General features: G+C 68.5%; 18 protein-coding genes. 15 read left to right on the plus strand and 3 right to left on the minus strand.

The window, feature by feature from the left end:
- Nucleotides 1-118: 118 nt before the first annotated feature.
- Nucleotides 119-919 (plus strand): hypothetical protein, encoded by an 801-nt coding sequence (locus GNX95_RS19235; protein ID WP_163508785.1) that lies wholly within the window; start codon nt 119-121, stop codon nt 917-919.
- A 308-nt stretch (nt 920-1,227) separates the two neighbouring features.
- On the opposite strand, the gene GNX95_RS19240 is transcribed toward GNX95_RS19235, so the two are convergent.
- Nucleotides 1,228-5,370, minus strand: coding sequence for a carboxypeptidase regulatory-like domain-containing protein (locus GNX95_RS19240; protein ID WP_163508786.1), 4,143 nt, complete (start codon nt 5,368-5,370; stop codon nt 1,228-1,230).
- Between the two features lie 258 nt (nt 5,371-5,628).
- Here GNX95_RS19240 and GNX95_RS43835 point away from each other — a divergent pair, with 258 nt between their 5' ends.
- From GNX95_RS43835 to GNX95_RS19265, 5 genes are all read left to right on the plus strand, one after another.
- Nucleotides 5,629-8,370 (plus strand): AAA family ATPase, encoded by a 2,742-nt coding sequence (locus tag GNX95_RS43835; RefSeq protein WP_163508787.1) that lies wholly within the window; start codon nt 5,629-5,631, stop codon nt 8,368-8,370.
- A gap of 695 nt (nt 8,371-9,065) precedes the next feature.
- Complete coding sequence (locus GNX95_RS19250; protein WP_163508788.1) at nt 9,066-10,205, plus strand: 5-(carboxyamino)imidazole ribonucleotide synthase; 1,140 nt, start codon at nt 9,066-9,068, stop codon at nt 10,203-10,205.
- 25 nt (nt 10,206-10,230) lie between these two features.
- Nucleotides 10,231-10,719, plus strand: coding sequence for a 5-(carboxyamino)imidazole ribonucleotide mutase (gene purE / locus GNX95_RS19255; protein WP_222853915.1), 489 nt, complete (start codon nt 10,231-10,233; stop codon nt 10,717-10,719).
- 12 nt (nt 10,720-10,731) lie between these two features.
- Nucleotides 10,732-11,253 carry an RNA polymerase sigma factor gene (locus GNX95_RS19260; RefSeq protein ID WP_163508790.1) on the plus strand — a complete coding sequence of 174 codons (522 nt, stop codon included), beginning with the start codon at nt 10,732-10,734 and terminating at the stop codon, nt 11,251-11,253.
- On the plus strand, nt 11,250-12,611 hold the full coding sequence (locus tag GNX95_RS19265) for a beta propeller repeat protein (RefSeq protein WP_163508791.1): 1,362 nt from the start codon (nt 11,250-11,252) through the stop codon (nt 12,609-12,611). Before GNX95_RS19260 ends, GNX95_RS19265 begins: the two co-directional genes overlap by 4 nt.
- Here the strand turns inward: GNX95_RS19265 and GNX95_RS19270 are convergent.
- Nucleotides 12,605-12,967, minus strand: a complete 363-nt coding sequence (locus GNX95_RS19270; protein ID WP_163508792.1) for a MerR family transcriptional regulator — start codon at nt 12,965-12,967, stop codon at nt 12,605-12,607. The genes GNX95_RS19265 and GNX95_RS19270 overlap by 7 nt on opposite strands.
- 53 nt (nt 12,968-13,020) lie before the next feature.
- Here GNX95_RS19270 and GNX95_RS19275 point away from each other — a divergent pair, with 53 nt between their 5' ends.
- Nucleotides 13,021-13,950 carry an aldo/keto reductase gene (locus GNX95_RS19275; RefSeq protein WP_163508793.1) on the plus strand — a complete coding sequence of 310 codons (930 nt, stop codon included), beginning with the start codon at nt 13,021-13,023 and terminating at the stop codon, nt 13,948-13,950.
- A 2-nt stretch (nt 13,951-13,952) separates the two neighbouring features.
- Here the strand turns inward: GNX95_RS19275 and GNX95_RS19280 are convergent, their stop codons facing one another.
- Entirely contained in the window at nt 13,953-15,164 is a 1,212-nt protein-coding gene (locus GNX95_RS19280) for an alpha-hydroxy acid oxidase (protein ID WP_163508794.1), read from the minus strand.
- Nucleotides 15,165-15,394: 230 nt separating this feature from the next.
- On the opposite strand from GNX95_RS19280, the gene GNX95_RS19285 reads away from it, so the two are divergent.
- From GNX95_RS19285 to GNX95_RS19320, 8 genes are all read left to right on the plus strand, one after another.
- Complete coding sequence (locus GNX95_RS19285; protein ID WP_163510113.1) at nt 15,395-17,866, plus strand: MFS transporter; 2,472 nt, start codon at nt 15,395-15,397, stop codon at nt 17,864-17,866.
- On the plus strand, nt 17,866-18,309 hold the full coding sequence (locus GNX95_RS19290; RefSeq protein WP_163508795.1) for a MarR family winged helix-turn-helix transcriptional regulator: 444 nt from the start codon (nt 17,866-17,868) through the stop codon (nt 18,307-18,309). Before GNX95_RS19285 ends, GNX95_RS19290 begins: the two co-directional genes overlap by 1 nt.
- Before the next feature lie 80 nt (nt 18,310-18,389).
- A complete protein-coding gene (locus GNX95_RS19295) occupies nt 18,390-19,160 on the plus strand; it encodes a DeoR/GlpR family DNA-binding transcription regulator (RefSeq protein WP_163508796.1) in 771 nt (256 codons plus the stop codon).
- Nucleotides 19,153-20,640, plus strand: a complete 1,488-nt coding sequence (locus tag GNX95_RS19300; RefSeq protein ID WP_163508797.1) for a rhamnulokinase — start codon at nt 19,153-19,155, stop codon at nt 20,638-20,640. The genes GNX95_RS19295 and GNX95_RS19300 overlap by 8 nt, the downstream gene beginning before the upstream one ends.
- Nucleotides 20,641-20,706: 66 nt before the next feature.
- A complete protein-coding gene (locus GNX95_RS19305; protein ID WP_163508798.1) occupies nt 20,707-21,732 on the plus strand; it encodes an autoinducer 2 ABC transporter substrate-binding protein in 1,026 nt (341 codons plus the stop codon).
- Nucleotides 21,732-23,231 (plus strand): sugar ABC transporter ATP-binding protein, encoded by a 1,500-nt coding sequence (locus GNX95_RS19310; RefSeq protein ID WP_163508799.1) that lies wholly within the window; start codon nt 21,732-21,734, stop codon nt 23,229-23,231. Before GNX95_RS19305 ends, GNX95_RS19310 begins: the two co-directional genes overlap by 1 nt.
- Entirely contained in the window at nt 23,228-24,241 is a 1,014-nt protein-coding gene (locus GNX95_RS19315) for an ABC transporter permease (protein ID WP_163508800.1), read from the plus strand. Before GNX95_RS19310 ends, GNX95_RS19315 begins: the two co-directional genes overlap by 4 nt.
- Complete coding sequence (locus tag GNX95_RS19320) at nt 24,241-25,293, plus strand: ABC transporter permease (RefSeq protein ID WP_163508801.1); 1,053 nt, start codon at nt 24,241-24,243, stop codon at nt 25,291-25,293. The genes GNX95_RS19315 and GNX95_RS19320 overlap by 1 nt, the downstream gene beginning before the upstream one ends.
- The last annotated feature ends 32 nt before the right edge of the window (nt 25,294-25,325 follow it).

A 25,325-nucleotide genomic window follows, 5' to 3' on the forward strand; every position in this document is an offset into this window, starting at 1 on the left:
CAAGTTGGAGAAAAGATTACGGATAACCGCGTCATGACTCCCGTACATCCGCGTCACTCTTGAATCCGCTGGTCAGAACTTCGACACGGCCGGCGACCGAGGAAGCGGGAGAGCCGAAGTGGCAGATGCGCGCGCCTTGTCACTGGTGCCGCAGGTGCAGCAGCGCACGAACGAGCCGCCGATGGACGACCGGGCGGACCGGCTGCGCCGGCGCTGGCGCGAGGCCAGTGCCGATGCCGGCTGGTCCTGGCCGGACGACTGGCAGTGTGCCGAGGTCGAGGCGGTGACCGAGCAGCTGGTCCACCCGACCGGGCAGTTCCTGCCGGCCTGCGCGCGGCTGGGACGCGCTCGCGCGGCCTCCGGCGTGTGGTTGGACGAGACCTTGGAGGATGTCGCCGCGCTGCTCGCGGTGACGCGGGAAGTAGTGCCAGTGTCGCCGGGGACGGTTATCCGAGCGGTGGCGGAAGCCTGGGCCGACGAGGGGGCAGCCCAGTTCCGCACGATCTCCGTCGAGGATCCGACCACCGGCCTGGCGACACTGGCCTACCTGCGTACCCGGCTGGCCGAGGTCTATCGGGAGGCCGACCGGTCCGGCGAGCGCGCGTCGGCCAGCCACGCCCTGGTCGTGGTCAACACAGGTGTCCGGCAGCAGCCGCAGAGGGGTCGGCTGCTGCGCGGAATGGCACTGGGGGAGTGCCTGCGGTCGGTGTTCTCCGGTGGGGAGACGCTGGCCGCCGCGGGGACGGAACGCGCGCTCGGGCTGGTCGCGCGTACGTCCCTGCTGCCCACCATGGTCCAGATGGTGCAGCGCGAGCTGAGCCGGCTGGACGTACCGGGTGCGACACCGCGGGCCTGGATCGAGCGGCTGCCGGAGGCGTTGCCGGCGGCCATCGACCTGGTCGCGGACCTGTCGCGCTGAAGTTCACCTACACGCGGGTGGGCTTCTGCAGTCGTGTCCGCGAACCGGCGCCGGCGTCGGTTCGCGGGCCGGGCCCGAGGGGGCCGGTGGTAGCTGGGCGAGGGGGCCGGCTGCCACTGGTGGGTCGCACGAGGCCGTACGGGCTGGACGGGCTGCCTCCGTCCGGTCCGTACGGCTGAAGCTCGGCCGGAAAATGTCGCAGGGGGCGAGGAAACTCGGATCGGGGGCGGCATTTGGCGGCCGTACGGCCGCATGGCCACCATGCGTGCGACCAACGCACGCATGGTGGCCATGCGACCACTTGAGGGCTACGGCTTGACCAGGGTGAAGTTCTTGGTCGTCACCTGACCCTGCTTGATCGACACCGTCGTCGTCTGCGGACGGAAGCCGTCCTTGGCGACGATCAGCGTCAGCGGGTTGTTGCGATAGTCCAGCCACAGGCCATAGTTGCCCTGCGCGTCGGTCTTCAGCGTGTACGACGCCGTCCAGCTGTCGACCTCCACGGTGGCCCCGGCCAGCGCGACGAGGTTGCCCGAGGCATCCTTCACCGTCACCTTGCCGGTCACCTTCCCCCAGGTCGTCGGCGGTTTCACCGTCAACGAGACCGGGACGGCGGCGTTGCCGTACGGCGTGTTGCCGTTGACCGCGAGACCGGCGGTCAGCGTGCCGGGCTGGGTGATCTCCTGGACGCTGGCGTCCAGGGTGACCGCGATCGTGGCGCTCTTGCCAGGTGCGAGCGTGCCGCTGGTCGCGCTCTCCGACAGCCAGGACACGTCCTGGTTGTCACCCTGGTCATAGCCGGGCAGCACCTCGGCGGTGGCCACCGGCGGCACGAACTGGCCACCGGGGTTGCCGCCGATCTTGTAGAACCCGAGCGCACTGCCGGTGCGATAGAGCGAGGTGTTCGAGTTGGGCAGCGCGGTCCAGGCGTTGGCGCCCGGGTCGTACGCGTAACCGGTGTTGGTCACCGTGGTGCTGCCGCTGACCACGCCACCGCTGACCACCAGCTTGCCGTTGGCCGCGGCGTAACCGGCACCCCAGAAGTCGTTCGGCAGGTCGGCGACGGCCGTCCAGCTGTCACTGCTCGGGGTGTACGCGTAGGTCTTCTTGCTGGTCGCCGAGCCGGTGTTGCCGCCGGCGCAGTAGAGCACGCCGCCGATGCCACCGCAGGACAGCCACGACGTCTTCTCCGGATAGTTCGCGGCCTTGGTCCAGCTGTTGCCGGCGATGTCGTAGACCTGCACGTCTTGCGCGCCGCACGCGGAGGCGGTGCAGCCACCGACGACGTAGAGCTTGCCGCCGAGCAGCGCGTGTCCCGATCCCGCGTACGGGGTCGGCATGGACGCGCCGGTCGACCAGCTGTTGGACGCGGTGTCGTAGATCGACGTCACGCCGAGCGGAGCGCCGGAGGCACCCCAACCGCCGGAGGCGTAGATCTTGCCGTTGAGGAACGCTCCGGCCGGTGCCTCACGCGTGCCGGCCGGCGAGGTGCCCAGCTTGCTCCACGACCCGGCGGTCGGGTCGTACGCGTAGAGGTCGGCGGTGTCGTCGCTGCCGGTGTAGCCGAACTCCGAGTAGAGCTTGCCGTTGCCGGCGACCACCAGGTTGTCCTGGACGGCGGTCGGATAGTTCGGCAGCCCGGTCCACGGCGCCGCGGACGGGTTGGCGTCCTTCGGCGTGGCGGCCTTCTTGCCCTTGGCGGCCGCCGCCTTCATCGACAGCGCCTGCGGCGTGGCGCGTACGTTGTGCACCGCCGCTCCGCCGGCCGTCTGCTGCGTGAAGCCACCGGGCGCCTCGGCGATCTTGTACGTCGCCGGAGCGGTGCCGGTGTTGGTGATCTTCACGTTCGCGGTCGCCTGGCCAGCCCACGGCACGGTCTTGTTGATCGCCGCCGGCGTCACCGTCAGCCGCGGCGCGGTGAGGGTGAAGTCGGCCTTGGTCACGCCGTCGGTGGCGATGTCGACGTTGCTCGACGCCGCCACGTAGCCGCCCTTGCCGGCGGTCACCTTGTGCGAGCCGGTCAGCGAGGAGAAGAACCAGTAGAAGCCGGCGCCCTGGTCGGCGTCGCTGGCCGTACCGGCGTTCTCCGCCGGCTTGTCCGTGCTGGTGACGGTCGCGCCGTCGACACCGGCGCCGGTGTTGGCGTCGGTCACGTGACCGACCACCAGGCCGCCGTGCGTCGCGACGCATGCGCGGTTGCCGACGAACACGTCATCGAGCTGCCAGTGGTAGGCGTAGGTGCCCTGGTAGTGGAACCGCAGCCTGACGTTGTTCTTGCCGGCCGCGGTCGCCAGCGCCTGGTCGATCTTCGCCGGTCCGAGCAGGCTGGCGGTCGTACGGTGCCAGATGTTGGTCCAGGTCGTGCCGCCGTCGACGCTCAGGTCGACGTCGGCGGTCGAGTTCGAATACGCCTTGTATTCGGTGTCCGCGGTGAGCACCGGGGTGGTGGCCGCGGTCAGGTCGTACGCCGGCGTGGTCAGCACGGTGTCCTGGTGCTTGCCGCTGCCGAGCTTGTCGGAGTCGATGATCGCGAAGGCACCGGTGCCACCGGTCTTGTTGCCGCGCTTGCCCGGGTCGTCGAAGACCCAGCCGCCGTCGGCGGTCGCGTTGGTCACCGTCCAGCCGTCCGGCGGCGCCGCCGTCGAGTCGAACGTCTGCGTCGTGCCGGTGGTCTGGAAGGTGTAGCCAGGAGCCGTGCAGTTGGCCGACGCCTTCAGCTGGATGTCCTTGTGCAGGTCGGAGCCGGCGACGGTGACCGGGATGTCGGCCGCGTCGTAGCCCGGGACCTTCGAGGTCACGTGCAGCGTGTACGTGGCGTTGGCCGGCAGCTGGACGCTGTAGCGCCCGGTCGTCGGGTCGGTGCTGCCGGACAGGGCCGTGCCGTTCACGCTGAAGCCGGCGTAAAGCGGCCAGCCGTGACCGGAGCCGTCGATGACGGTGCCGCTGACCGACACCTTCGGCACGGCCGCGAGCGCGAAGTCCTTGGTCACCTTGCCGCCGTCGGCGATGACCACGCCGGACGCCGTCTGCGTGGTGTAGCCGAAGGCGGTGGCGGTCAGGTCGTACGTCCCGGCCGGCACGGTCAGGTCGTACTTGCCGGCCGCGTCCGTGGTGGCGGACAGGTCGCCGGCGGTCACCTTGGCGCCGGCAACCGGCGCGCCGGAAGCGGTGTCGGTGACGGTGCCGAGCAGCTCACCGTGTGGGCCGGTGCCGAAGGCGCTGACCCCCTTCGGCGTGCCGAGGCCGGTCGGGCCGTCGTAGCCGGCGCCGGCGGTGCACAGGTATGCCGGTGTGCAGGTGCCGTTGTTGCCGGTCGTCACGTCGTTGAAGGCGGACGGCTTGGTGTAGGGGTAGGAGTTGGGGAAGCTGCCGGCCGCCGGGGCGCCGGCCACCGCGTACGCGCCGGCGATGATCGGTGCCGAGGCGCTGGTGCCGCCGTACACCTCCCAGCCACCCGCCTGGTAGGTGTTGTAGACCGCGACGCCGGTCACCGGGTCGGCGACCGCGGAGACGTCGGCGACGGTCCGCTTGGCGCAGCCGGTGTCGGTCTGGAACGCCGGCTTGGGCTCCACCGAGGAGCAGCCGCTGCCGGGGCCGCCGTACTGGTTGTGCCAGACGCTCTCCGACCAGCCGCGCGTGCTGCTGTCGCGCACCAGTGCGGTGCCGCCGACCGAGGTCACGTACTGGGACGCGGCCGGGTAGGAGACGCCGTAGTTGTCGTCGCCGGAGCTGGCCGTGATGGCCACGCCGGGATGCTTGTAGTAGAGGTCGTCCAGCTCCAGCTCGGAGGCGTCCTCGCCGTCGGAGCCGTAGCTGTTGGACACGAACTTCGCGCCCAGGTCGACCGCCTTGTTCACGGCCAGGCCCAGGTTGTCGAAGGAGTTGTCGTCGGCCTCGACGAGCAGGATGTTGGCCTGCGGTGCGATGGCGGACACCATGTCGATGTCCAGCGCGATCTCGCCGGCCCAACCGGCGTTCGCCGGCGGGTACGGGCCCTGGTCGCCGCGCTGGTTGACCTTCTTGAAGCAGCCGTTGGCGGTGGTGCACGGCGGCAGGCCGTACTGGGACCGGTAGACGGCGAGGTCGGCCTCGGCGTTGGGGTTGTCGAAGGCGTCGACGACGGCGACCGTCTGGCCGGCGCCGCCGTTGGCCGGGATCTGGTACGCCGAACCCAGGTCGGCCGGACCGAAGCCGCTTGGCGTGTCGGTCAGCGGCCGGATGCCTTTCTTACTCGGAATATCGGTACGCTTCAGCGCGAAGCACCGCATTCCGGAGATGCCTTTTCCTTTGGCCGTACTGCCACATAGGGCCGATACGGCCGGTTTTGTGCTTGCTGGCTTGGTCGGCGCGGCAGCGGCCGGCTGCATCACACCGAGGACCAGAGCCGCCGCGGCGGCTCCGGCTGCGAACAGGTTTCCTGGTCTGAACAGGCGATCGCGTCTTCTCGTCATGCTTCTCCCTGAACAGGACGGACGTCGGCGCCGACGACGTTATGGATCGGTCAGGTAATGCATAAGACGGGGAAACCCTTGAAATCCCCTTGCCGAGTTGGGGGGAATACGTCCCTATGTGGCCATCCAGTCGACATTGATGGGCCAGCGTTACCTGGACTCACCCTTATCAATCTTTTGGTGGGCATCATCGGCCAAACGGTCGTTGTCCCGGCCGAACCGGCAGACGAGCCTTAACACGTGTTTCCCGGCCAGCCCGTGGGGCGGACAGAGCTGCTTGAGCGGTGTTGGTCCGGGCTGTCCGCCGGGGGCCTGGTGTTGTACGGCCCTGCCGGCATCGGCAAAACTACGGTCGTACGCGCGCTTGCGAACGTTGTTCGCAGCGCCGATCCGGAGACGGTCGTCCTGCAGTGTGCGCCGGTCGAGCCGGATCGCCAGCTGCCGCTGGCCGCGCTCGCCGACCTGCTGGCCGGAGCCGATCACGGTGTGATGGCCGCGCTTCCGGCGCGCCAGCACGAGGTTCTGGACGCGTTGAGCCGCGGCGAGCTGACCGGCCAGGCCGACCGGCTGGCCGTACGGATCGCCGTTCGTGACTTCCTGGTGGAGCTCGGGCGCGCGCATCCTGTCGTGCTGGCGCTGGACAACGCGCAGTGGATCGACCCGGAATCGGCCGCCGTGCTGGAGTTCGCGATCGCGCGGATCGGTCCGGCCGGCCTGCGAGTGGTGGTCGCCGAGCGGGTCGCCTATGGCGGTGCGCCGGCAACGACGCTTTGTCCGGATGGCGGCGCCGAGTTGGAGGTGTCGCCACTGCCGGCCGGCGCGCTGATCGCGCTGGTCCGCGCGCGGGTCGGTGACGCGCTGCCCGGCTGGGCCGTACGCCGGATTTGTGCGGTGAGCGACGGAAATCCGTGGTTCGCGGTGGAGATCGCCACGGCCGCCGCGCAACGCGACCGGCCGCCACAGCTCGGCGAGCCGCTGCCGGTGCCGGCGCGGCTGCGCGGGCTCGTAGTGCCGCAGTTGGCCGCGCTTTCCGCCAGTACGCTGGAAACCCTGTTGTTCGCCGCCGCCAGCGATCGGCCGACGGTCGAGCTGTTGCGGCGTGCCGGACGTACGTGCGTCACCGAAGAGCTGGCCGAGGCGGCCGGTGCCGGAGTCGCCGATCTGGACTACGACGGCGTCGTCAGCTTCGCTTTTCCCTTACTTTCCGCGGTTGTCTACGACCGCGCGCCAGGAATCCGGCGCGCCGCCGTACACGCCGCATTGGCCGGCGTCGTCGATGATCCGGTCGCCCGTGCCCGGCATCGCGCGCTTGGCGACACGGCGAACATCCGCTTCGCGGCAGCTGAGCTCGATCGCGCCGCCGAGCTTGCGGCGGCTCGTGGCGCGCCGGCGGCCGCGGCTGAGCTGGCCGCGCTGGCCGCGCGTCGCACGTCCACAGTGGACACCGCGCTGGTCATCCAACGTGCGTTACGTACGGCCGAATTCGCCGCCAACGCGGCGATGTACGACCTGGCGCGGCCGGCCGCTGAGAACGTTCTCGCCATCGCCACCGCACCGGCCGACCGGGTACGCGCCGGCCTGGTGTTGCTCGACACGGTCGGCCAGGGACTCGTGCATGCCGCCGGACTTTTCAACCGGGTGCTGGTGGATGCCGGCAACGACCCGGTCTTGCTCGCGCCGGTGCGGGTGTGGGTCGGCATCCGTTGTCTGTTGGAAGGCCAGCTGACCGAGGCGCGGGCCGAGGCGGAGCGCGCGTTGGCGCTGGCGGAAGCGGCCGGCGACAGCACGGTTGGCGCCGTCGCGCTGCAGGTTTTGAGCATGGCGCAGCTTTATCTCGGCGATCCGACCGCCGAGCGTACGATCGAGCGCGCTTTCGTCGACACCGCTGGCACTTTTGGCGCGCGTGCGAAAAGAGCGCGGCTGTGGCTGCTGTCCGGCCGGCTCGTACCGGCGCGCAACGAGCTCGCGCAGCTGGCTGTCAGCGCGGACCGGTTAGGGTTGCCGAGCCAGTTGTGGCTGGTGTTGCCGGACCTGATCGATGCCGAGGTGCGACTCGGAAACTGTTCTTCGGCGCTGCAATATGGTGCGCGCGGTCTGCGGTTGGCCGACGAGGCCGATCTCGGTCGCGGCCCGGTGCTCTTCTCCGCGGCGCTGGCCGAGGCGGCCGGTGGCTCGTTGCAACGGGCCGGAGAGCTTGCGCGGAGTGCTGTCGCGGCGTCGGAGGCGGACGCGGATCGGTTGATGCAGCTGCGATCCACCGCGCTGCACGGTCACGTCTCGCTGCTGGCCGGCCGTCCGGCGGAGGCGCTGGTGCCGCTCCGGCAGGCCGCCAAGCTGTCCGAGTCGATGAGCTTGGCGGAGCCGGCTTTGAGCGGTTGGCAGCCTGATCTGGCTGAGGCGTACATCCGGCTCGGCAACGACGACCGCGCGCACACCGTCATCGAACGCGCGGTCGAGCAGGCCGAGCGGCTGGACCGGGCCGGCGTCCTCGCCGCCCTCGGCCGCGCCGAAGGCCTGCGCCTCGCGTCGATCGGCCAGCCCGACCGCGCCGCCGCCGTCCTGCAGGTCTCCGCCGACCGCTTCGGCACCCTGTCGATGCCCCTCGAACACGGCCGTACGCTGCTGGAACTCGCCCGCCTCGAACGCCGTCGCCGCCACCGCGCCGCCGCCGAACGAGCCCTCGGCGCCGCCGTGGAAATCTTCGACCGCGCCGGCGCGCAGGCCTGGCTGCAACGAGCCCGCTCCGAAGCCGGCCCCACCGACCCCAGCCCCTCCGCCGGCCCGGTCCTGACCGCCGACGAACGCCAAGTCACCGCCATGGCCATCGCCGGCGCCACCAACGCCGAGATCGCTCGTACACTTTTCGTCAGTGTGAAGACCGTCGAGGCTAAACTTTCCCGTATCTACCGGAAAATCGGCGTACGGTCGCGCCGGCAGCTGGCCCTGAAGCTGGGAAGCGCGGCCGGGGAGTCCGATGCCCTGGACACGGTCGCTGGATAGTGGTTGCGTTGCGACCTCAAGGGGAGGGGCGCGCGGGGTTTCGCTGTTGGTCCGGTTGAGTGCCGCGTGTGCGGTTGGGTGGGTGACCAGGAGTATGGCTGGGTCGCCGGAGGTGCCGCGGCGTCCCGGTGGGTGGCGTGAGGGTCCACTATGTGGGATGCGAAGGCATGTGGAGCGCTAAATGTCCGGCTTGCGAGTTCCGCGGATGGCATGAATGTCGAGTTACTTGCGCTGGACGCAAGAAACAAGGCTTTCATGCTGCCGCGATTACTGGAGGCTGTGACGGGTGTGACTACTGAGGCTGATAATACCGTTGTGACTGCCGAGCTGCAACAAATGTCCGTTTTGATGTCTTGTTAAACAAGTATTACGCAGCCAGGTCGCCCCACCGGCATTGCCAGCCACAGTAGCCACACCAGCACCACTCCGGACGCTGTGATTGGCGTGCATGCCGACGGGTTGCTTCCCATACGTGACCGAGCAAGTCTGGAGAACCCAGCCCCGCCCGCAAACGCGCAGCCGCACCCCCATGCACACCGATTGGCATCCACGCGCCCCTCCCTTCCTCCCCGCCGCACCATCCCCACTCCACCGCCGCCCCCTCCACCACCGCACCTCCACCCGCCCACCACGACCCCACCCGCTCCAGCAGCACCCCTTACCCCCTCCTGACCAGCCACTTCTAAACTGGACCCATGGATTCGCGGACCGGGCTGCCGGTGGTTGGCGTGGTGGGGGCCGGACAGTTGGCCAGGATGACCCATCAGGCGGCCATCGCGCTCGGGCAGTCGCTGCGCATCCTGGCAGCGCACCCCGACGACGGCGCGGCTCTGGTCGCCGCGGATGTCCACATTGGACACCACACCGACCTGGACGCGTTGCGGCGGTTTGCCAAGGGGTGCGAGGTGGTGACCTTCGACCACGAGCATGTGCCGCCGGAGCATCTGCGTGCGCTGGCCGGCGAAGGTGTGGTGGTGCTGCCGGGGCCGGAGGCTCTGTTGTACGCGCAGGACAAGCGCGCGATGCGCGAGAAGCTGACCGATCTTGGCGTGCCGGTGCCGCGCTGGTCGCCGGTGTCCACAATGGACGACCTGACCGGGTTCACCGACGGTCCGGCGGTGGTGAAGGCCAGTCGCGGCGGGTACGACGGAAAAGGCGTGTGGGTCATCGAAAAACCGGTGGACGCGGCCGAGTTGGTCGCGTCTGGTACGCCGCTGATCGTCGAGGAGAAGGTGCCGCTGAGGCGTGAGCTGGCCGCGTTGGTGGCGAGGTCGCCGTTTGGTCAGGTGTCGGCGTGGCCGGTGGTGGAGACCGTACAGCGCGACGGCATCTGCGTCGAAGTGCTGGCGCCGGCGCCGGGGCTGAGCGACGAGCGTGCCGTGCAGGCGCAGGAGTTGGCGATCCGGATCGCCAAGGAGCTCGGCGTGGTCGGCGTGCTGGCGGTCGAGCTTTTCGACACTGGCAACGACATTCTGGTCAACGAGCTGGCGATGCGGCCGCACAACTCCGGTCACTGGACGATCGACGGTTCGGTCACCAGCCAGTTCGAGCAGCATCTGCGGGCGGTGCTCGACTATCCGCTCGGCGCCACCAACGCGATCGCGCCGGCTGTCTGCATGGCCAACGTGCTCGGCGGCGCCGATGGCGGCATGCGGTTCGACGAGCGGCTGCACCACCTGTTCGCCGCGGAGCCGCGTGCGAAAGTGCACCTGTACGGAAAAGCCGTGCGGCCGGGCCGGAAAATCGGTCACGTGACGGTCGTCGGCGGGTCGTTCGAGGACGTGCGTCCGCGTGCCGCGCGTGCCGCTCGCTGGCTGTCCGACGGAGAGGGATGACGTGGCACCACTGGTTGGGATCGTGATGGGCAGCGACTCGGACTGGCCGACGATGCGCGCGGCCGCCGAGGCGCTGGAGGAGTTCGGTGTCGGGTACGAGGCGCAGGTCGTGTCCGCGCACCGCACGCCGCAGGCGATGCTCGACTACGCGACGGCGGCGGCCGGACGGGGGCTGCGGGTGATCATCGCCGGCGCCGGCGGCGCTGCGCATCTGCCTGGCATGGTCGCGTCGGCGACGGTGCTGCCGGTGATCGGCGTCCCGGTGCCGCTGAAACACCTGGACGGCATGGATTCGCTGCTGTCGATCGTCCAGATGCCGGCCGGCGTACCGGTCGCCACCGTCTCGATCGGCGGCGCGCGCAACGCCGGCCTGCTCGCGATCCGCATCCTGGCCAGCGACGACCTCGCGCTGCGGCAGAAAATGGCCGACTTCCAACAGTCCCTTGTGGACATGGTCGCGGCGAAGAACGCCGCCCTGCAGAAAGAGACGGGGAACCAGGTCGCGGGGTCGTGACTCATCCCCGGCATGGACGGTTCGAGCGAGCGTGACCAGCTCGAGGACATCTTCCGGACGTGCCACGCACGCCTGCTGGTGGCCGCGTACGCGCTGACCGGCGACGTCACCGAGGCGCAGGACGTTGTCGCGGAGGCCTTCATGCGTGGCGTGGCGCGAAAGTCGACGCTGCTGGCCGTCGACAGTCCGGAGGCCTGGCTGCGTACGGTCGCGCGCAACGTGGCGCGCCGCCGCTGGCGCCGCTCACGGCAACTGGCCACGCTCCTGCACAAAACCGCCGCCGGAGCGCCGAAAGCCAACCCCGAGCTGTCGCCCGACCGCGTCGCGATGATGGTCGCGATCCGCCGGCTGCCGGTCGCGCAGCGGGAAACCGTCGCGCTGCACTACATCGCGGACCTCTCGGTCGACGACGTGGCGCGTACGCTCGGCGTCTCGCCAGGCACGGTGAAGTCACGCCTGTCGCGCGCACGCGACACTCTTTCCACCTATCTGTCCACTGTGGACACCACGGCCGGACGGGAGGAGGCACGATGAACCCGACCGATTTCCGTGACGTACGCGACCAGATCACCGCGGCCGCCGAGGTGCCTGACCTCGACATCGTCTATCGGATGGGAAAACGCCGCCGCTCGGCCGTACGCACCGCCACCGCCTTGGCCGTCGTCATCGTGTTGGTCGCCACCGCGCTGATCGGCGTGAACCTGCTCGTCGGCCGGCAGGACCGGCTGCCGCTCGGCCCCCGGCCGACGCTGCCCGCGCCGGTGCACGGGTCGCTGCGCGGCAGCGTTTTCGATCTCGAACAGCCACCTCCGCTGTGGAAGGTGGCGACGGTCAACGCGTATCAGTCGTACGCGTTGATGATGAACAATGCCAGGCAGATGCCGGTCATCGCGCGAACCTTCGACGCCGGCAACAGCTGGCGGGCCTGGCGGCTGCCGTCGGTGATGACCGAGGTGACGGCCATGAGCCCGATTTCCGGCCAGCTGCTTTATGTCGCTGCCAGGACCGCCGACAACAGGTTCGCGGGCTACCTGAGCCGCGACGGTGGCGAGAGTTGGGCACCGATGCCGGCCGAAGGCAGCCGGATCGCCGTCGTGCCGGCGGGTTGGACCCTGATCCGCTATGGAAGCCCGACGGGCGGCGTCAGCAAGGACGACGCGTATTTCGGCATCGACCCGACAGGCGTACGACACCGGTTGCTGCGGCAGCCTCCGCAGCCGACGAAGGAACCCGGCCGATCGACCGGCGTCGTCGTTGCCACCGACGGATCCTGGTGGGTGCACGGCGGCTGCGCCGATCTCACCTTTCCGGCGGTCAGCCGCGACCGCGGCGCGAGTTGGCACAGCTTGCGGCGCCCGGTCCCGGTGCCGGACGTGTACATCGACATGAACGAGCAGGATCGGGCCTCGCCGGACGCCAATCTCGATGTCACCAGGACCGCCTGTGTCGACGGCTTCGACAGCCTGGACGGGCAAACCGGCTATGCGACGGCGGAAGTCGACACCCGGACCCATGAGACGACGGCGTCGAGGCTCTACGTGACACGCGACGGTGGAAAGTCGTGGACGTACGTCGCGCAGAGCCACCCGCGGCTGCTCGGCCCGGTCCTGGTGGCACCGGACGGCGCGCTGTTCGCGCTGGACCGTACGGACAGCAGGGCTCAGGTCGGATCTCCGGTCGGCCGGCTCGTGGTCAGTCGCGACGGCGGCCACACCTTCCAGACGGTCGACGGCATCGACCGTGCGCGGGACCTGCGCCGGTCGCCAACCGGCCAGCTGCTGGTCAACTCGATCTTCGGTGACAGCGCGAATGCGTACTGGCCGATGTTTTCGCGGGACGGCCTGAGTTGGTCGCGCGCGGCCATGCCGCCGAATGCTCGCTGGGTTCAGTGAAGCAGATCGCGGTAATAGGCGATTTTCTCGCGGATGTGGGCGCGCTGCGCCTGGAGCTCGGTGATCTGTTTTTCCACCGCCTCATCGTGTTCCTCGAGCAGCGCGATCCGCTCCGGCAGCGTTTCGTCGCCGCCGCGCGCCAAATCCGCGTACGTCTGCATGCGGCTGATCGGCATGCCGGTGTCGCGCAGGCACCGCAGGATGCCGAGCCAGCGGATGTCGGCGTCGCTGAAAACCCGCTGGCCGCCGGACGTACGGCCGATGTCGGACAGCAGCCCGATCCGTTCGTAATAACGCAGCGTGTCGATGCTGAAGCCGGTGCGTTCCACGGCCTGCGCGGGCGAATAGCGATCCATCTCCCCATCTAACCCTTGACCTGGAGCGCGGTCCAGATCGCAGGCTTTGTCGCATGACGATTTTCGTGTTGGGTGCGATGTTCTTCGGTACGAAGCTGGACGAGCGCACGTCCTTCGAGCTGCTCGACCGGTTTGTGGACGCTGGCGGGACGACGATCGACACGGCCAACTGCTATGCGTTCTGGGTGCATCCGGACGGTCACGGTCGTACGAGCGAGGAGCTGCTCGGGCGCTGGCTCAAGGCCCGGCCGGGGATGCGCGACCGGATCCAGCTGAGCACCAAGGTCGGAGCGGAGCCGACGACCGACAGCTGGCCCGCCGGCCGCGAGGGCCTCAGCGCGCCGGTGATCAAGGCCGGCATCGACGGCAGCCTGCGGCGGCTCGGCGTCGACCGCGTCGAGACCTACTGGACGCACATGGAGGACCGGTCGGTGCCGCTGGAGGAGACGGTCGGCGCGCTGAACGAGCTGGTCACGGCCGGTCTGGTCGGCCGGCTCGGCGCGTCCAACCATCCGGCCTGGCGGGTCGAGGCGGCCCGCCGGATCGCCCTGGCCAACGGCTGGAAGCCGTACGAGGCGGTGCAGCTCTGGCACACGTATCTGCAGCCCAGGCCGGGTGCGAAGGTGCCGGGCAAGGATCACGAGTTCGGTCGGACGACGCCGGAGGTGCTCGATCACGTCCGCACCGAGGGGCTGGAGCTGTGGGCCTACAGTCCGCTGATGGAAGGCGCGTACGCGCGGCCCGAGCGGCTGGCCGAGGCGTACGACCACCCTGGTACGACCGCCCGGCTGGCCGCTCTCGACGCGGTCGCCGCCGACCTCGACGCGACCCGCCACCAGGTCGTCCTCGCGTGGCTGGCCGCCGACCCGGTCATCCGCCCGATCGTCGGCGTCAGCTCGGTCGCGCAGCTCGACGAGGCCATCGGCGCGTGCGACCTCACCCTCACCCCGGACCACCTGACCCGGCTGTCCACTCCCACCTGAAATTAGCGGAGGGTGACGTGTGAGGGGTTGAGCTCCCCGACGGAGTTGACCCCGAGCAGAGCCATCGTGCGGCGCAGCTCGGTCGTCAGGATCTCGGCGGCCCGGTCGACGCCCGCCTCACCGCCGGCCATCAGGCCATAGAGGTATGCGCGGCCGACCAGCACCGCCTTCGCGCCGAGCGCCACCGCCGCGGCGACATCGGAGCCGGACGTGACGCCGGTGTCCAGGAAGACCTCCGTACGGTCGCCGACCGCCTCGGCCACCGACGGCAGCAGCTCCAGCGGCACCGGCGCCTTGTCCAGCTGCCGGCCGCCGTGGTTGGACAGGACGATCCCGTCGGCGCCGGCGTCGACGACCCGCCGCGCGTCCTCCAGCGTCTGGATCCCTTTGATGACAAGCTTTCCCGGCCAGGCGTCGCGGATCCAGTCGAGGTCCTTGAGCGTCACGGTCGGGTCGAACATGTGGTTGATCAGGTCGGCCGCGGTGCCCTTCCAGTTGGACAGCGACGCGAACTCCAGCGGCTCGGTGGTGAGGAAGTCGAACCACCAGTTGGGGTGCATCGCGCCGTCGAGGAAGGTCTTCAGCGTCAGCGACGGCGGGATCGTCAGGCCGTTGCGTACGTCCCGCATCCGCGCGCCGGCGACCGGCACGTCGACCGTCAGGATCAGCGTGCTGAAGCCGGCTTTCCGGGACCGCTCAAGCAGTTCCTTGCCGCGCTCGTGGTCGGACCAGATGTAGAGCTGGAACCACTTGTCCGCGTCCGGCCCGGCCGCGGCGACCTCCTCGATCGAGGTGGTCCCCATGGTGGACAGGGCGTACGGGATGCCCCATTTCTGCGCTACGCGTACGACCGCGCGCTCGCCTTCGGTGTGCATCATCCGGGTGAAACCGGTCGGTGCGAAGACGATCGGGTAGGCCGACGGCCGGCCCTGGATGGTGGTGGAGGTGTCGATCTTGGACACGTCGCGCAGGATGCTCGGGTTGAACTGCAGCCGCGCGAACGCGCGCCGGGCTCGCCACAGGCTGGTCTCCGCCTCGGCGGCGCCGTCGGTGTAGTCGAACGGCGCGGTCGGCGTACGCCGCTTGGCGATCCGGCGCAGGTCGGCGATGGTGTGCGCGGCGGCCAGCCGCCGCCTCGTCCCGTTCCACTCGAACTTCCTGGTCTGCAGCAGCGGTTTCAGCTCCGACCACCGCGGGATGCGTCGCGCAGTCATCCGGCGATCCTACAGAATATTGGCCGCCCGGACGGTGCTCCCCAGATCACACCCGCTTTACCTCGCTGGCACGATTAAGTTAGCATTAGACAACTAACGAATACGCGCTGCTGGAGGTCAATGCGGTGGCTGTGCAAGAGGTGACCCGGCATCGCGGTCCGCGCAAGGTCGAGGAGCTCGGCCCGCACTACAAGTGGATCGCGCTGTCGAACACCACGATCGGCATCCTGATGGCCACGATCAACTCGTCCATCGTGCTGATCGCGCTGCCGGACATCTTCCGCGGGATCAACATCAACCCGCTGGAGGAAGGCAACACCAGCTATCTGCTGTGGATGATCATGGGGTTCCTGGTGGTCACCGCGGTGCTGGTGGTCGGCTTCGGCCGGCTCGGCGACATGTACGGCCGCGTACGCATGTACAACATGGGTTTCGCGGTCTTCACCATTTCCTCGATCCTGCTCGCCGTCACCTGGATGCAGGGCGCCGCGGCGGCGTGGTGGCTGATCGGCTGGCGGATCATCCAGGGCATCGGCGGCGCGTTCCTGTTCGCCAACTCCAGCGCGATCCTGACCGACGCGTTTCCGGTCAACCAGCGCGGCATGGCGCTGGGCATCAACAGCGTGGCGGCGATCTCCGGCTCGTTCATCGGCCTGGTGATCGGCGGCGTACTGGCGCCGATCAACTGGCACCTGATCTTCCTGGTCTCCGTGCCGGTCGGCATTTTCGGCACTGTCTGGGCATACCTGAAGCTCCACGACACCAGCGAGCGCCGCAAAGCCAAGATGGACTGGTGGGGCAACGTCACCTTCGCGATCGGCCTGATCGTGCTGCTGATCGGCATCACCTACGGCATCCAACCGTACGGTGGCTCCAGCATGGGATGGACCAGTCCGCTGGTGCTGTCCTGTGTCGGCGCCGGTGTGGTGTTGCTGGTGATTTTCGGCATCATCGAAACGAAAGTCCAAGCACCGCTGTTCAACCTGTCGCTGTTCCGGATCCGCGCCTTCGCCTTCGGCAACATCGCCAACCTGCTCGCCTCGCTGGCCCGCGGCGGCCTGCAGTTCATCATGATCCTGTGGCTGCAGGGGATCTGGCTGCCGCAGCACGGGTTTTCCTTCGCCGAAACGCCTTTGTGGGCCGGCATCGCGATGTTGCCACTGACCGTTGGCTTCCTGGTCTCGGCGCCGGTCTCCGGCATCATCTCCGACCGGATCGGCTCGCGCTGGCTGACCACCGGCGGCCTGGTGATGACCGCGGTGACTTTCTTTTTGCTGGCCTACATCCCGGTCAACTTCGACTACTGGCAGTTTGCCGTGCTGTTGTTCGTCAACGGCGTCGGCATGGGCCTGTTCAGCTCGCCCAACCGCGCCGACGTGATGAACAGCCTGCCGGCCAACGCGCGCGGCGCCGGCGCCGGCATGACCGCGACCTTCCAGAACTCGGCGATGGTGCTGTCCATCGGCGTCTTCTTCAGCCTGATCATCGCCGGTCTGTCGCAGAACCTGCCGCATGCGCTGAGTACGGGCCTGCAGGCGCACGGTGTGTCCGCGGGGGACGCCACCCGGATCGCCGGCCTGCCGGCGGTCGCCGTACTCTTCGCCGCTTTCCTCGGCTACAACCCGATCCAGCAGCTGCTCGGTCCGGTGCTGAGCTCGCTGTCGCACGACCAGGCGGCGTTCCTGACCGGCCGCGGATTCTTCCCGCAGCTCATTTCCGGTCCGTTCTCCGACGGTCTCACCGCGGCCTTCTGGTTTGCCATCGCCGGCTGTCTGATCGCCGCCGTGGCGTCCTGGTTGTGCGCGCCGAGCAAGCGATCCAGCCAGCTGCCGAAGGAGTCGCTCGCCGCCGAGCTGGCCGAGGTCGCCGGCGAGCCGGTGACCGATCCCCAACCGGCGCCGGTCGCGGCGAAGGAGCAGAATGCCGTCATGACTGCATCGTTGTCCGGCGGCGTGCGTACGCCGGGTGGCGCGCCGGTCGCCGGCGCGGTCGTCACCGTGACCGGCCTGGACGGCGGCCAGATCGCGCGTGCGCAGGTCGACGCGAGCGGCACGTACGCGATCGCCAGCCTGCGGCCGGGGCCGTACACGCTCATCGGCACCGCGCCAGGTTTCCGTCCGGAAGCGGTCGCGGTGGTGGTGCGCGACGAGGTGCCGGTGACACAGGACTTTGTGTTGAGCGGCAATGGAACGGTGACCGGTTTCGTACGCTCGACGGCCACCGGCCAGCCGGTGAAAGGCGCCGCCGTGCTGGCCATCAACCCGCACGGCGACGTGCTGAGCCACGCCACCACCAATGACCTCGGCCATTTCTCGGTGACCGGGCTGCCGGCCGGTGACCTGACGATCACCGTGAACGCCGAGCATTTCCAGCCGATCGCGGCCGCCGTCGCGGTGTCGCTGTCCGAACCGTCCACTTTGGACCTGAGGATCGCGCCGGTCGGCGGACTTTCCGGCCATGTCTCGGCTCCCGGCGGTGGCACGGTCGAAGGAGCGATCGTGACGGTGATCGATCCGGCCGGCCAGGTGGTCGGCACGGCGCGTACCGACTCCGAGGGCTCCTACCGGATCCCGGACGTGCCGTCCGGCGACTACACCGTGGTCGCCAACCTCTACCAGCCAGCGGTCGCCACGATCCGCGTGAACGGCGGAGTCACCAGCGCCGATCTCGCGTTTTCCGCTCCCGCGCAACAGGTTTCGTAATGCCGGCGGCGGCGGTCGACCAGGACGTGGCCGGACGTCTGCGGATCGCGATCAGCCGGATCTCGCATCGCCTGCGGCTGCAGGCACAGTCCGACGACATGACGCCGACCCGGTTGTCGGCACTGGCGATCGTCGCGAAGAACGGGCCGCTGCGGCTGGGCGATCTGGCCGCGCGGCTGGGCACCAGCGCGCCGACCATGTCGCGGATCGTGGATTGGTTGCTGCAGCAGGGATTGGTGGATCGCTGGCCGGATCCGGACGACCAGCGCGCCGGGTTGATCGGCATGGCCGACCGCGGCACCGCCTGGCTGGACGAGATCCGTACTCGAAACACCGGTTATCTGGCCGAAAAACTCGCCATCCTGTCCGAACGGGAGCTGGCCGCGCTGGCCGCCGCGGTGCCGGTGCTGGAGAGGATCGCGGCCGAGTCGGAAAACAGCTGACCTTCGATCGAAAGCGAAACGCCATCGGTTCGCGTTTCGTTCGTTGACGCTTCGCCTTCGTGGTGATTAGGGTCACCGGAATGCCGGGGATCGCGGAACACGAGCGGCAGCAGGAGGTCCTGCGGCTGCTGGAGACCGACGGACAGGTGACCGTCGGCGAGCTGACCGAGCGGTTCGGCGTTTCCGCGGTGACGGCACGCAAAGACCTGGAGAGCCTGGAGCGCCGCCGGCTGCTGCGGCGCGTACGCGGTGGCGCCGTACGCTCACATGGCGCCGACGAAGGTGCCTTCGAAATGCGGCTGCGCCATCGCGCGGAGGCGAAACGCGCGATCGCGCGCGCCGCGGCCACGGTCGTAGGCGACGGCGACGCGATCGCGCTGGATGGCAGCACGACGTGTTATTACCTGGCACTGGAACTGCGCGAGCGGCGCAGCCTGATCGTTGTCACCAACGGACTGCGCACGGCCGACGTGCTGTCCGAATCGGATTCGATCACCGTCGTGTTGCCGGGCGGCACCGTGCGCCGGTCGTCGTGGTCGCTGGTCGGCGATTTCGGTGACGTGCTGGCCAGCCGTGGCCAACTCCAGCACGGGTTCTTCGGCGTCCGGTCGCTGTCGAGGCAGGCTGGCCTGATGGAGTTGTCCGTCGAGGAGACTGCTGCCAAGCAACGGATGGTCGCCGCCTGCAGACACGTCTACGGGTTGTTCGACTCGTCGAAGGTGGGTCGTTTTGCCTTGCACAGCTTCGCCGAGCCGGGTCAGGTGACGCGGCTTTTCACCGATGACGCGGCCGGTGACGACCTGGTGTCGGAATGGGGCGTGCCGGTGACCAGGGTGGCCGCCGATGGCTAGCCGCAACGTCGTCGCCGTCGACCTCGGCGCGGAGAGCGGCCGGGTGATGCTGGCCAGGTTCGACGGCTCGACACTGAGTCTTGAGGTGGCGCACCGGTTTGCGAACGGCGCGCGGATGTCCGACGGTCTGCTGCGCTGGGATGTGGCCCGGTTGCTGGACAACATCTCGGACGGGATTCGCCGTGCGGCGTCGCTGGTCGACCGCGTCGACTCGATCGGCGTCGACACCTGGGGTGTCGACTACGGTTTCTTCGACAGCGAAGGAAAACTGCTGGCCGAGCCGGTGTCGCACCGCGACGAGCGTACGCGCGGGATGATCGCGGCGGCGGCTGGCAAGGTCGGCCGCGAGCGGTTGTACGACAGCACCGGCATCCAGCTCAACGACATCAACACCATTTACCAGCTGCTCGGCGAACGGCAGACGCCCGCTGGCCGGAAGTTGCAGTCGCAGGCCGCGATGTTGTTGCTGATGCCCGACATCGTGCATCGGCAGCTGTGTGGGTCGAGTGTCACCGAGTTCACCATCGCGAGCACGACCGGCGCGTACGACATGGTCGACCGCAGATGGGCGACCGAGCTGCTCACCGATCTCGGCATTCCGCCGCATTTCCTGCCGGAGGTGGTCGATGCCGGCACCGACCTCGGGCCGCTGCTGTTTTCCGGCGGTGGCGCGCTTTCTCGTACGCGCGTGATCGCACCTGGTTGCCACGACACGGCTTCCGCGGTCGCCGGTGTGCCGTTCGCCGATCCGGCCGCCGCGTACATTTCCTCCGGCACCTGGTCGCTGGTCGGCGTCGAGACGCTGGAGCCGGTCATCACGCCGGTGACGCGCGCCGCCAACCTGGCCAACGAAGGAGGTGTGGCCGGCACGATCCGGCTGCTGTCCAACTGCACCGGACTGTGGATGTTGCAGGAATGCCGACGAAAATGGCACGAGGACGGCTCGTCGTACGACTATGCCGAGCTGGTCGGGCTGGCCAGGCAGGCTCCGGCCGGCGGCAGCCTGGTCAATCCGAACCACGGCGATTTCCTGCGGCCCGGCGACATGCCGGCGCGGATCGCCGACTACTGCCGGCGCACCGGGCAGCCGGTGCCGGACGGTGTCGGCGCGACCGTCCGATGTGTACTCGAGAGCCTCGCGCTCAGTTATCGGCTCACCGTCGAGAACATCGCCGCCGCCGCGGGCCGGCCGGCGCCGCTGATCCACGTGGTCGGCGGTGGCTCCAACAACGACCTGCTCAACCAGCTGACCGCCGACGCGGCCGGCGTTCCGGTGCATGCCGGTCCGGTGGAGGCGACCGCGTACGGAAACGCCTTGGTGCAACTTGGCGCGCTCGGTGAGCTCTCGGGGTTGGCCGAGATGCGTGACGTCGTACGCGCCAGCGACCGGCCGCGGGTGACCCCGCCGAGCGGGGATGCCGGCTGGTCGGAAAGATATCCGCAGTTCCGCGATTACGTACGAGCTGATGCGCTCACTTGAGTGGCCTCATTGGACAGTTGAGCCGCGCTGCGATTTGATGCACCGGCGAACAGGGAGGTTTGCAACATGCGATCGACGGTTTCACGTGGCATGGCGGTGTTCACGGCGGTCCTGCTGGTCGGCGCGGTCGCGCTGACCGGCTGCAGCAAGAAAAACGCCGGCACCGGAGCCGGCGGCGGCAAGAAGATCACCGTCGCGTTCGTGCCGAAGCTGCAAGGCATCCCGTATTTCGAGGCGATGAACACCGGCGGCAAGAAGGCCGCCGCGGCGCTCGGTGTCAACTGGATCTACAAGGGTGCCACCACCGCCGATCCCGGCGCGCAGACCGACATCGTCAAGTCGCTGATCCAGCAGAAGGTCGACGTGCTGGTGGTCGCGCCCAACGACCCCGACTCGCTCGCGCCGGTGTTGCAGGACGCCAAAAACGCCGGCATCCACGTGATGACCTCCGACACCGACGCGCCAAACTCCATCCGCGAGGTGTTCGTCAACCAGGCGACCGCAGAAGGCATCGGCATGAGCCTGACCGACAACCTGGTGAAGGCGATGGGTGGCAAGGGTGAGTACGCGATCGTCTCATGTGGACAGACGGCGGCCAACCTCAACTCCTGGATCGCCGTACAGAAGTCCTATGGCGCGCAGAAATATCCCAACGTGAAGCTGGACGGCATCGTCTACGCCGGTGAGGACCAGGCGAAGTCGGTGACGATGGCCAAGCAGCTGATGGCGGCGCATCCGACCCTGACCGGCCTGGTCGGCGAGTGCACCGCGTCCGCTCCCGGCGTGGCGCAGGCCGTACGGGAATCCGGCAAGATCGGCAAGGTGTTCACCGTGGGCCTGGGCACTCCGCAGTCGATGAAGCCGTTCCTGCAGGACGGTTCCAGCAGCAGTGCGATCCTGTGGGACGTGGAAAACCTCGGTTATCTGACCGTGTGGGCCGCCAAGCAGGTCGCCGACAAGAAGTCGTTCGCCGCCACCAACAACGTGAGCGGCGCGCTGCCCGCGGTGAAATACTTCGCCGACAAGAAGATGCTGCTGCTCGGTGACCCGCTGGTGATCACCAAGGCCAACGCGGACAAGTACAACTACTGATGGACCTGCTCGATGTGGCTGGCGTGCACAAGCGCTATGGCGGTGTGCACGCCCTGCGCGGCGTCGACTTTTCCGTACGCTCCGGCGAAGTGCACGCGCTGGTGGGGGAGAACGGCGCCGGCAAGTCGACGCTGATCAAGATCATCTCCGGCGCCGAGACCCCGGACGCCGGCCAGGTTTCGCTGGCCGGCGCGCCACTTTCGCTTGGTCGCACGGCGGCCGCGCTGGACGCCGGCATCGCCACGGTTTACCAGGAGCCGCAGCTTTTCGGTGAGCTCACCGTCGCCGAAAACGTGTTCATCGGCCGGGAGCTGCGCCGGTTTGGCCGCGTCGACTGGGGACAGCAGCGTTCCCGGGTCGCCTCCCTGTTGGAGCAGCTCGGCCTGGACCGGCGGCTCGCGGACGTACGCGTCGCGGACGTGCCGGTGGCAGAACAACAACTCGTGTCGATCGCCAAGGCTTTCGCACACGACGCGAAGGTGCTGATCCTCGACGAACCGTCCGCGATCCTCACCGACCGCGAGATCGAGACGCTTTTCTCGGTCGTCCGAGGCCTGCGCGACTCCGGCATGGGGATCGTCTACATCAGCCACCGGCTCGACGAGCTTTCGCAGGTGGCAGACCGGATAACCGTGCTGCGAGACGGCCAGGTGGTGGCGAGCAGGGCGGCCGCCGAGGCGACCGTGCGGCAGGTGGCCGAGCTGATGGTCGGCCAGCCTTTGTCGGAGCTGGCCGGCAAGTCCGCGACCTCGGTCGAGGATTCCGTGCCGGCGTTGGCGGTGAGCGGCCTGTCGCACGGCGAAGCGTTCAGTGACGTGAGTTTTGACGTACGATCCGGCGAAGTCGTCGCGCTGTATGGCCTGATCGGATCCGGCGCCGGCGATGTCGCGCGTGCGCTTTATGGCATCGACACGGCATCAGCCGGCACGATCAGCCGAAACGGCCGGGTCGTCGAGTTACGCGATCCGATCGACGCCGTGCGGCACGGGATCGCGATGCTGCCGGCCAACCGCAAGCTGCAGGGCGTGTTCTCGCCGCAAAGCATCGCCTTCAACATTTCCAGCGCGCACCTGAAACACCTGTCGCGGCTGCGGTTGTGGGTCGACCGCAAGCGCGAGCAGTCGGTGGCCGGCGGCCTGATCTCGCGGATCGGCATCAAGACACCCGGCCCGCGTACGCCGGTCGGCGCGCTTTCCGGTGGCAACCAACAGAAAGTCGTGCTCGCGCGGCAGCTGGTGGAGCGGCCGGACGTGCTGGTGCTGCAGGAGCCGACCCAAGGCGTCGACGTCGGCGCGAAAGAGGAAATCCACCGCACTATCGCCTCGCTGGCCGAGGCCGGCAGCGCCGTCCTGCTGGTTTCCTCGGATCTGCAGGAAGTCCTGCTGCTCGCCGACCGGTTGCTGGTCGTACGCGCCGGCCGGATCGCGGCGACGTTTGACCGTGATGCCGCACAGGCGGACGTGCTCGCGGCCGCCGCCGGAGAGGTGGACAGCGAGTGACCACCGTGGACATTCCGGTGCGGCGCCGACCGACCGTGCGCGCCATCGAGGGCCAGGAACTCGCGCTGGTCGTCGTCATCGCGGTGTTGTGCCTGGTCCTTTCCTTGACCACACGCACGTTCCTGACGTCGTCGAACCTGTCCAACATCCTGTTTTCAGTCGCACCGATCGCCATCATGGGGATCGGCATGACGGCCGTCATCGTGACCGCCGGCATCGACGTCTCGGTCGGCAGCGCGGTCGCGCTGGTGATGGTGATCGTCTCGCTCGCCGTACGCGACTCCGGCCTGCCGTTCCTGCCCGCGCTGCTGCTGGCGCTTGTCCTCGGCCTGATTTTGGGGACAGTCAACGGATTGCTCGTCGCGTACGGACGTGTGCATCCGATCATCATCACCTTCGGCACACTGAACCTCTATCGGTTCGCCTCGTTGCAGGTCTTCAATTCCAAGGACGTCAACGGCGTGCCGCCGACGCTGCAGTTTTTCGGCGGTGGAGAAGGTGGCAGCACGCTCGGTGTGCCAAACGCGTGGTGGCTCGCGATGGTGCTCGGCGCGATCATGTGGATCTACATGAGATATTGGGCCACCGGCCGGCATTGGTATGCGATCGGCGGCGACGCCGACGCGGCCCGACTGGCCGGCGTACGAGTGGCCCGGCGGCGGGTCGCGGCGTACGCGATCACCGGTCTGCTCGTCGGGCTGGCCGCGTGTTGCCTGATCGGCAGCGGCGGCCTGATCCAGCAGAACATCGGCACCGGCCTGGAACTCCAGGTCATCGCGGCGGTTGTCATTGGTGGCACGAGCATTCTCGGCGGTCGCGGCACGGTTTTGGGGACATTGCTGGGCGCGCTGCTGGTCGGCATCGTGTCCAGCGCAATCACGCTGCTGGGCTGGCCGAGCGAGCTCACCGAGCTGTTCATCGGCCTGTTCATCCTGCTGGCCGTCGGCGTCGACCTGGTCCGCCAGCGGCGCCGGCTGGCGGCACGGTTCGGACGCCGGAAGGTGGCCTGATGGCAACGCAAACCGCCGCGCGGACCGAAGGTGTCGTCGGCAAGGTCGTGCGGATCATCCTCACCGAACGAGTGGCGCTGCTGGCCATCCTGCTGGTGATCATGTTGGTCTGGCTGAAAATCCTGGAGGCTGGCGACTATCTGACCGCGCCGTACGACCTGGCCTACCTGGCGTCGGCGCTGGAGTCGGTGGTGCCGCTGTGCCTGCTCGCCATCGCCGAACTGGTCGTGATGGTCTCCGGCCGCGGCGGCATCGACCTGTCGGTCGGCGCGATGGTCAGCCTGTCCGGCATGGTTTTCGGCTTCCTGGTTGGCAAAGCCGGCTGGCCGGTGCTGCCGGCGATCGTCGTGTGCCTGTTGTGCGGCGCGGTCTTGGGGGCCATCAACGGCTTCCTCATCGCATACCTGCGTTTTCCGGCGCTCATCGCGACGCTGGCGACCTATTACGCATACAGCTCGATCGCGCTGGTCAGCAGCGGCAACGAGCCGATCTCGGACAAGCCGGTGCAGGGGCTGCACTCGCTGACGCAGGCGGTCGACCTCGGCTTCCTGCCGCCGTTTCCGTTGCAGGTGCTGACGTTTCTGCTGCCGTGTGTCGTCATCGCCTGGCTGGTGCTGAACCGCACGACGTACGGCCGCAAGCTCTATGCCGTCGGCACCAACGACGCGGCCGCGACGTACGCCAGCATCCGCGTCGCGAGCGTACGATTCCGCGCGTTTCTGGCCGCTGGCGTCATTTCCGCCGTGGTCGCGATCGTGACGGTCGGTCAGTTCGCCTCCGCTCGACCGGACGCCGGCACGGTCGGCAACGGCATGGCGCTGCCGGCGATCACCATCGCCGTACTCGGCGGCGTCGCGATTTCCGGCGGTGTCGGCCGGATCGGTGGTGTGGTCGCGGCCTCGGTTTTGGTGGTGTGGCTCAACGCCGGCATCCTGCTGATGTTCACCGGATCGCAGGGAAGCCAGTTCCAGCTGCTGGCGCTCGGCACGGTCCTCATCGGATCGGCTCTGCTGAACGCTTTCACCCTCCGCCGCTACGGCTCACTCCACTAGGGTCCATGCGACCATCCAGCGGCACGTAGGGC

Source organism: Fodinicola acaciae, from assembly GCF_010993745.1.
Taxonomy (GTDB): domain Bacteria; phylum Actinomycetota; class Actinomycetes; order Mycobacteriales; family HKI-0501; genus Fodinicola; species Fodinicola acaciae.

Bases quoted from the DNA above. Each gene is read 5' to 3' on its own strand.
- GNX95_RS19260 (WP_163508790.1), top strand. From the start codon at position 10,732: ATGGACGGTTCGAGCGAGCGTGACCAGCTCGAGGACATCTTCCGGACG.
- GNX95_RS19310 (WP_163508799.1), top strand. From the start codon at position 21,732: ATGGACCTGCTCGATGTGGCTGGCGTGCACAAGCGCTATGGCGGTGTG.
- GNX95_RS19270 (WP_163508792.1), bottom strand. From the start codon at position 12,967: ATGGATCGCTATTCGCCCGCGCAGGCCGTGGAACGCACCGGCTTCAGC.
- GNX95_RS19240 (WP_163508786.1), bottom strand. From the start codon at position 5,370: ATGACGAGAAGACGCGATCGCCTGTTCAGACCAGGAAACCTGTTCGCA.
- GNX95_RS19305 (WP_163508798.1), top strand. From the start codon at position 20,707: ATGCGATCGACGGTTTCACGTGGCATGGCGGTGTTCACGGCGGTCCTG.
- GNX95_RS19250 (WP_163508788.1), top strand. From the start codon at position 9,066: ATGGATTCGCGGACCGGGCTGCCGGTGGTTGGCGTGGTGGGGGCCGGA.
- GNX95_RS19290 (WP_163508795.1), top strand. From the start codon at position 17,866: ATGCCGGCGGCGGCGGTCGACCAGGACGTGGCCGGACGTCTGCGGATC.
- GNX95_RS19285 (WP_163510113.1), top strand. From the start codon at position 15,395: ATGGCCACGATCAACTCGTCCATCGTGCTGATCGCGCTGCCGGACATC.
- GNX95_RS19275 (WP_163508793.1), top strand. From the start codon at position 13,021: ATGACGATTTTCGTGTTGGGTGCGATGTTCTTCGGTACGAAGCTGGAC.
- GNX95_RS19300 (WP_163508797.1), top strand. From the start codon at position 19,153: ATGGCTAGCCGCAACGTCGTCGCCGTCGACCTCGGCGCGGAGAGCGGC.
- GNX95_RS19320 (WP_163508801.1), top strand. From the start codon at position 24,241: ATGGCAACGCAAACCGCCGCGCGGACCGAAGGTGTCGTCGGCAAGGTC.
- GNX95_RS19295 (WP_163508796.1), top strand. From the start codon at position 18,390: ATGCCGGGGATCGCGGAACACGAGCGGCAGCAGGAGGTCCTGCGGCTG.
- GNX95_RS19265 (WP_163508791.1), top strand. From the start codon at position 11,250: ATGAACCCGACCGATTTCCGTGACGTACGCGACCAGATCACCGCGGCC.
- GNX95_RS19280 (WP_163508794.1), bottom strand. From the start codon at position 15,164: ATGACTGCGCGACGCATCCCGCGGTGGTCGGAGCTGAAACCGCTGCTG.
- purE (WP_222853915.1), top strand. From the start codon at position 10,231: ATGGGCAGCGACTCGGACTGGCCGACGATGCGCGCGGCCGCCGAGGCG.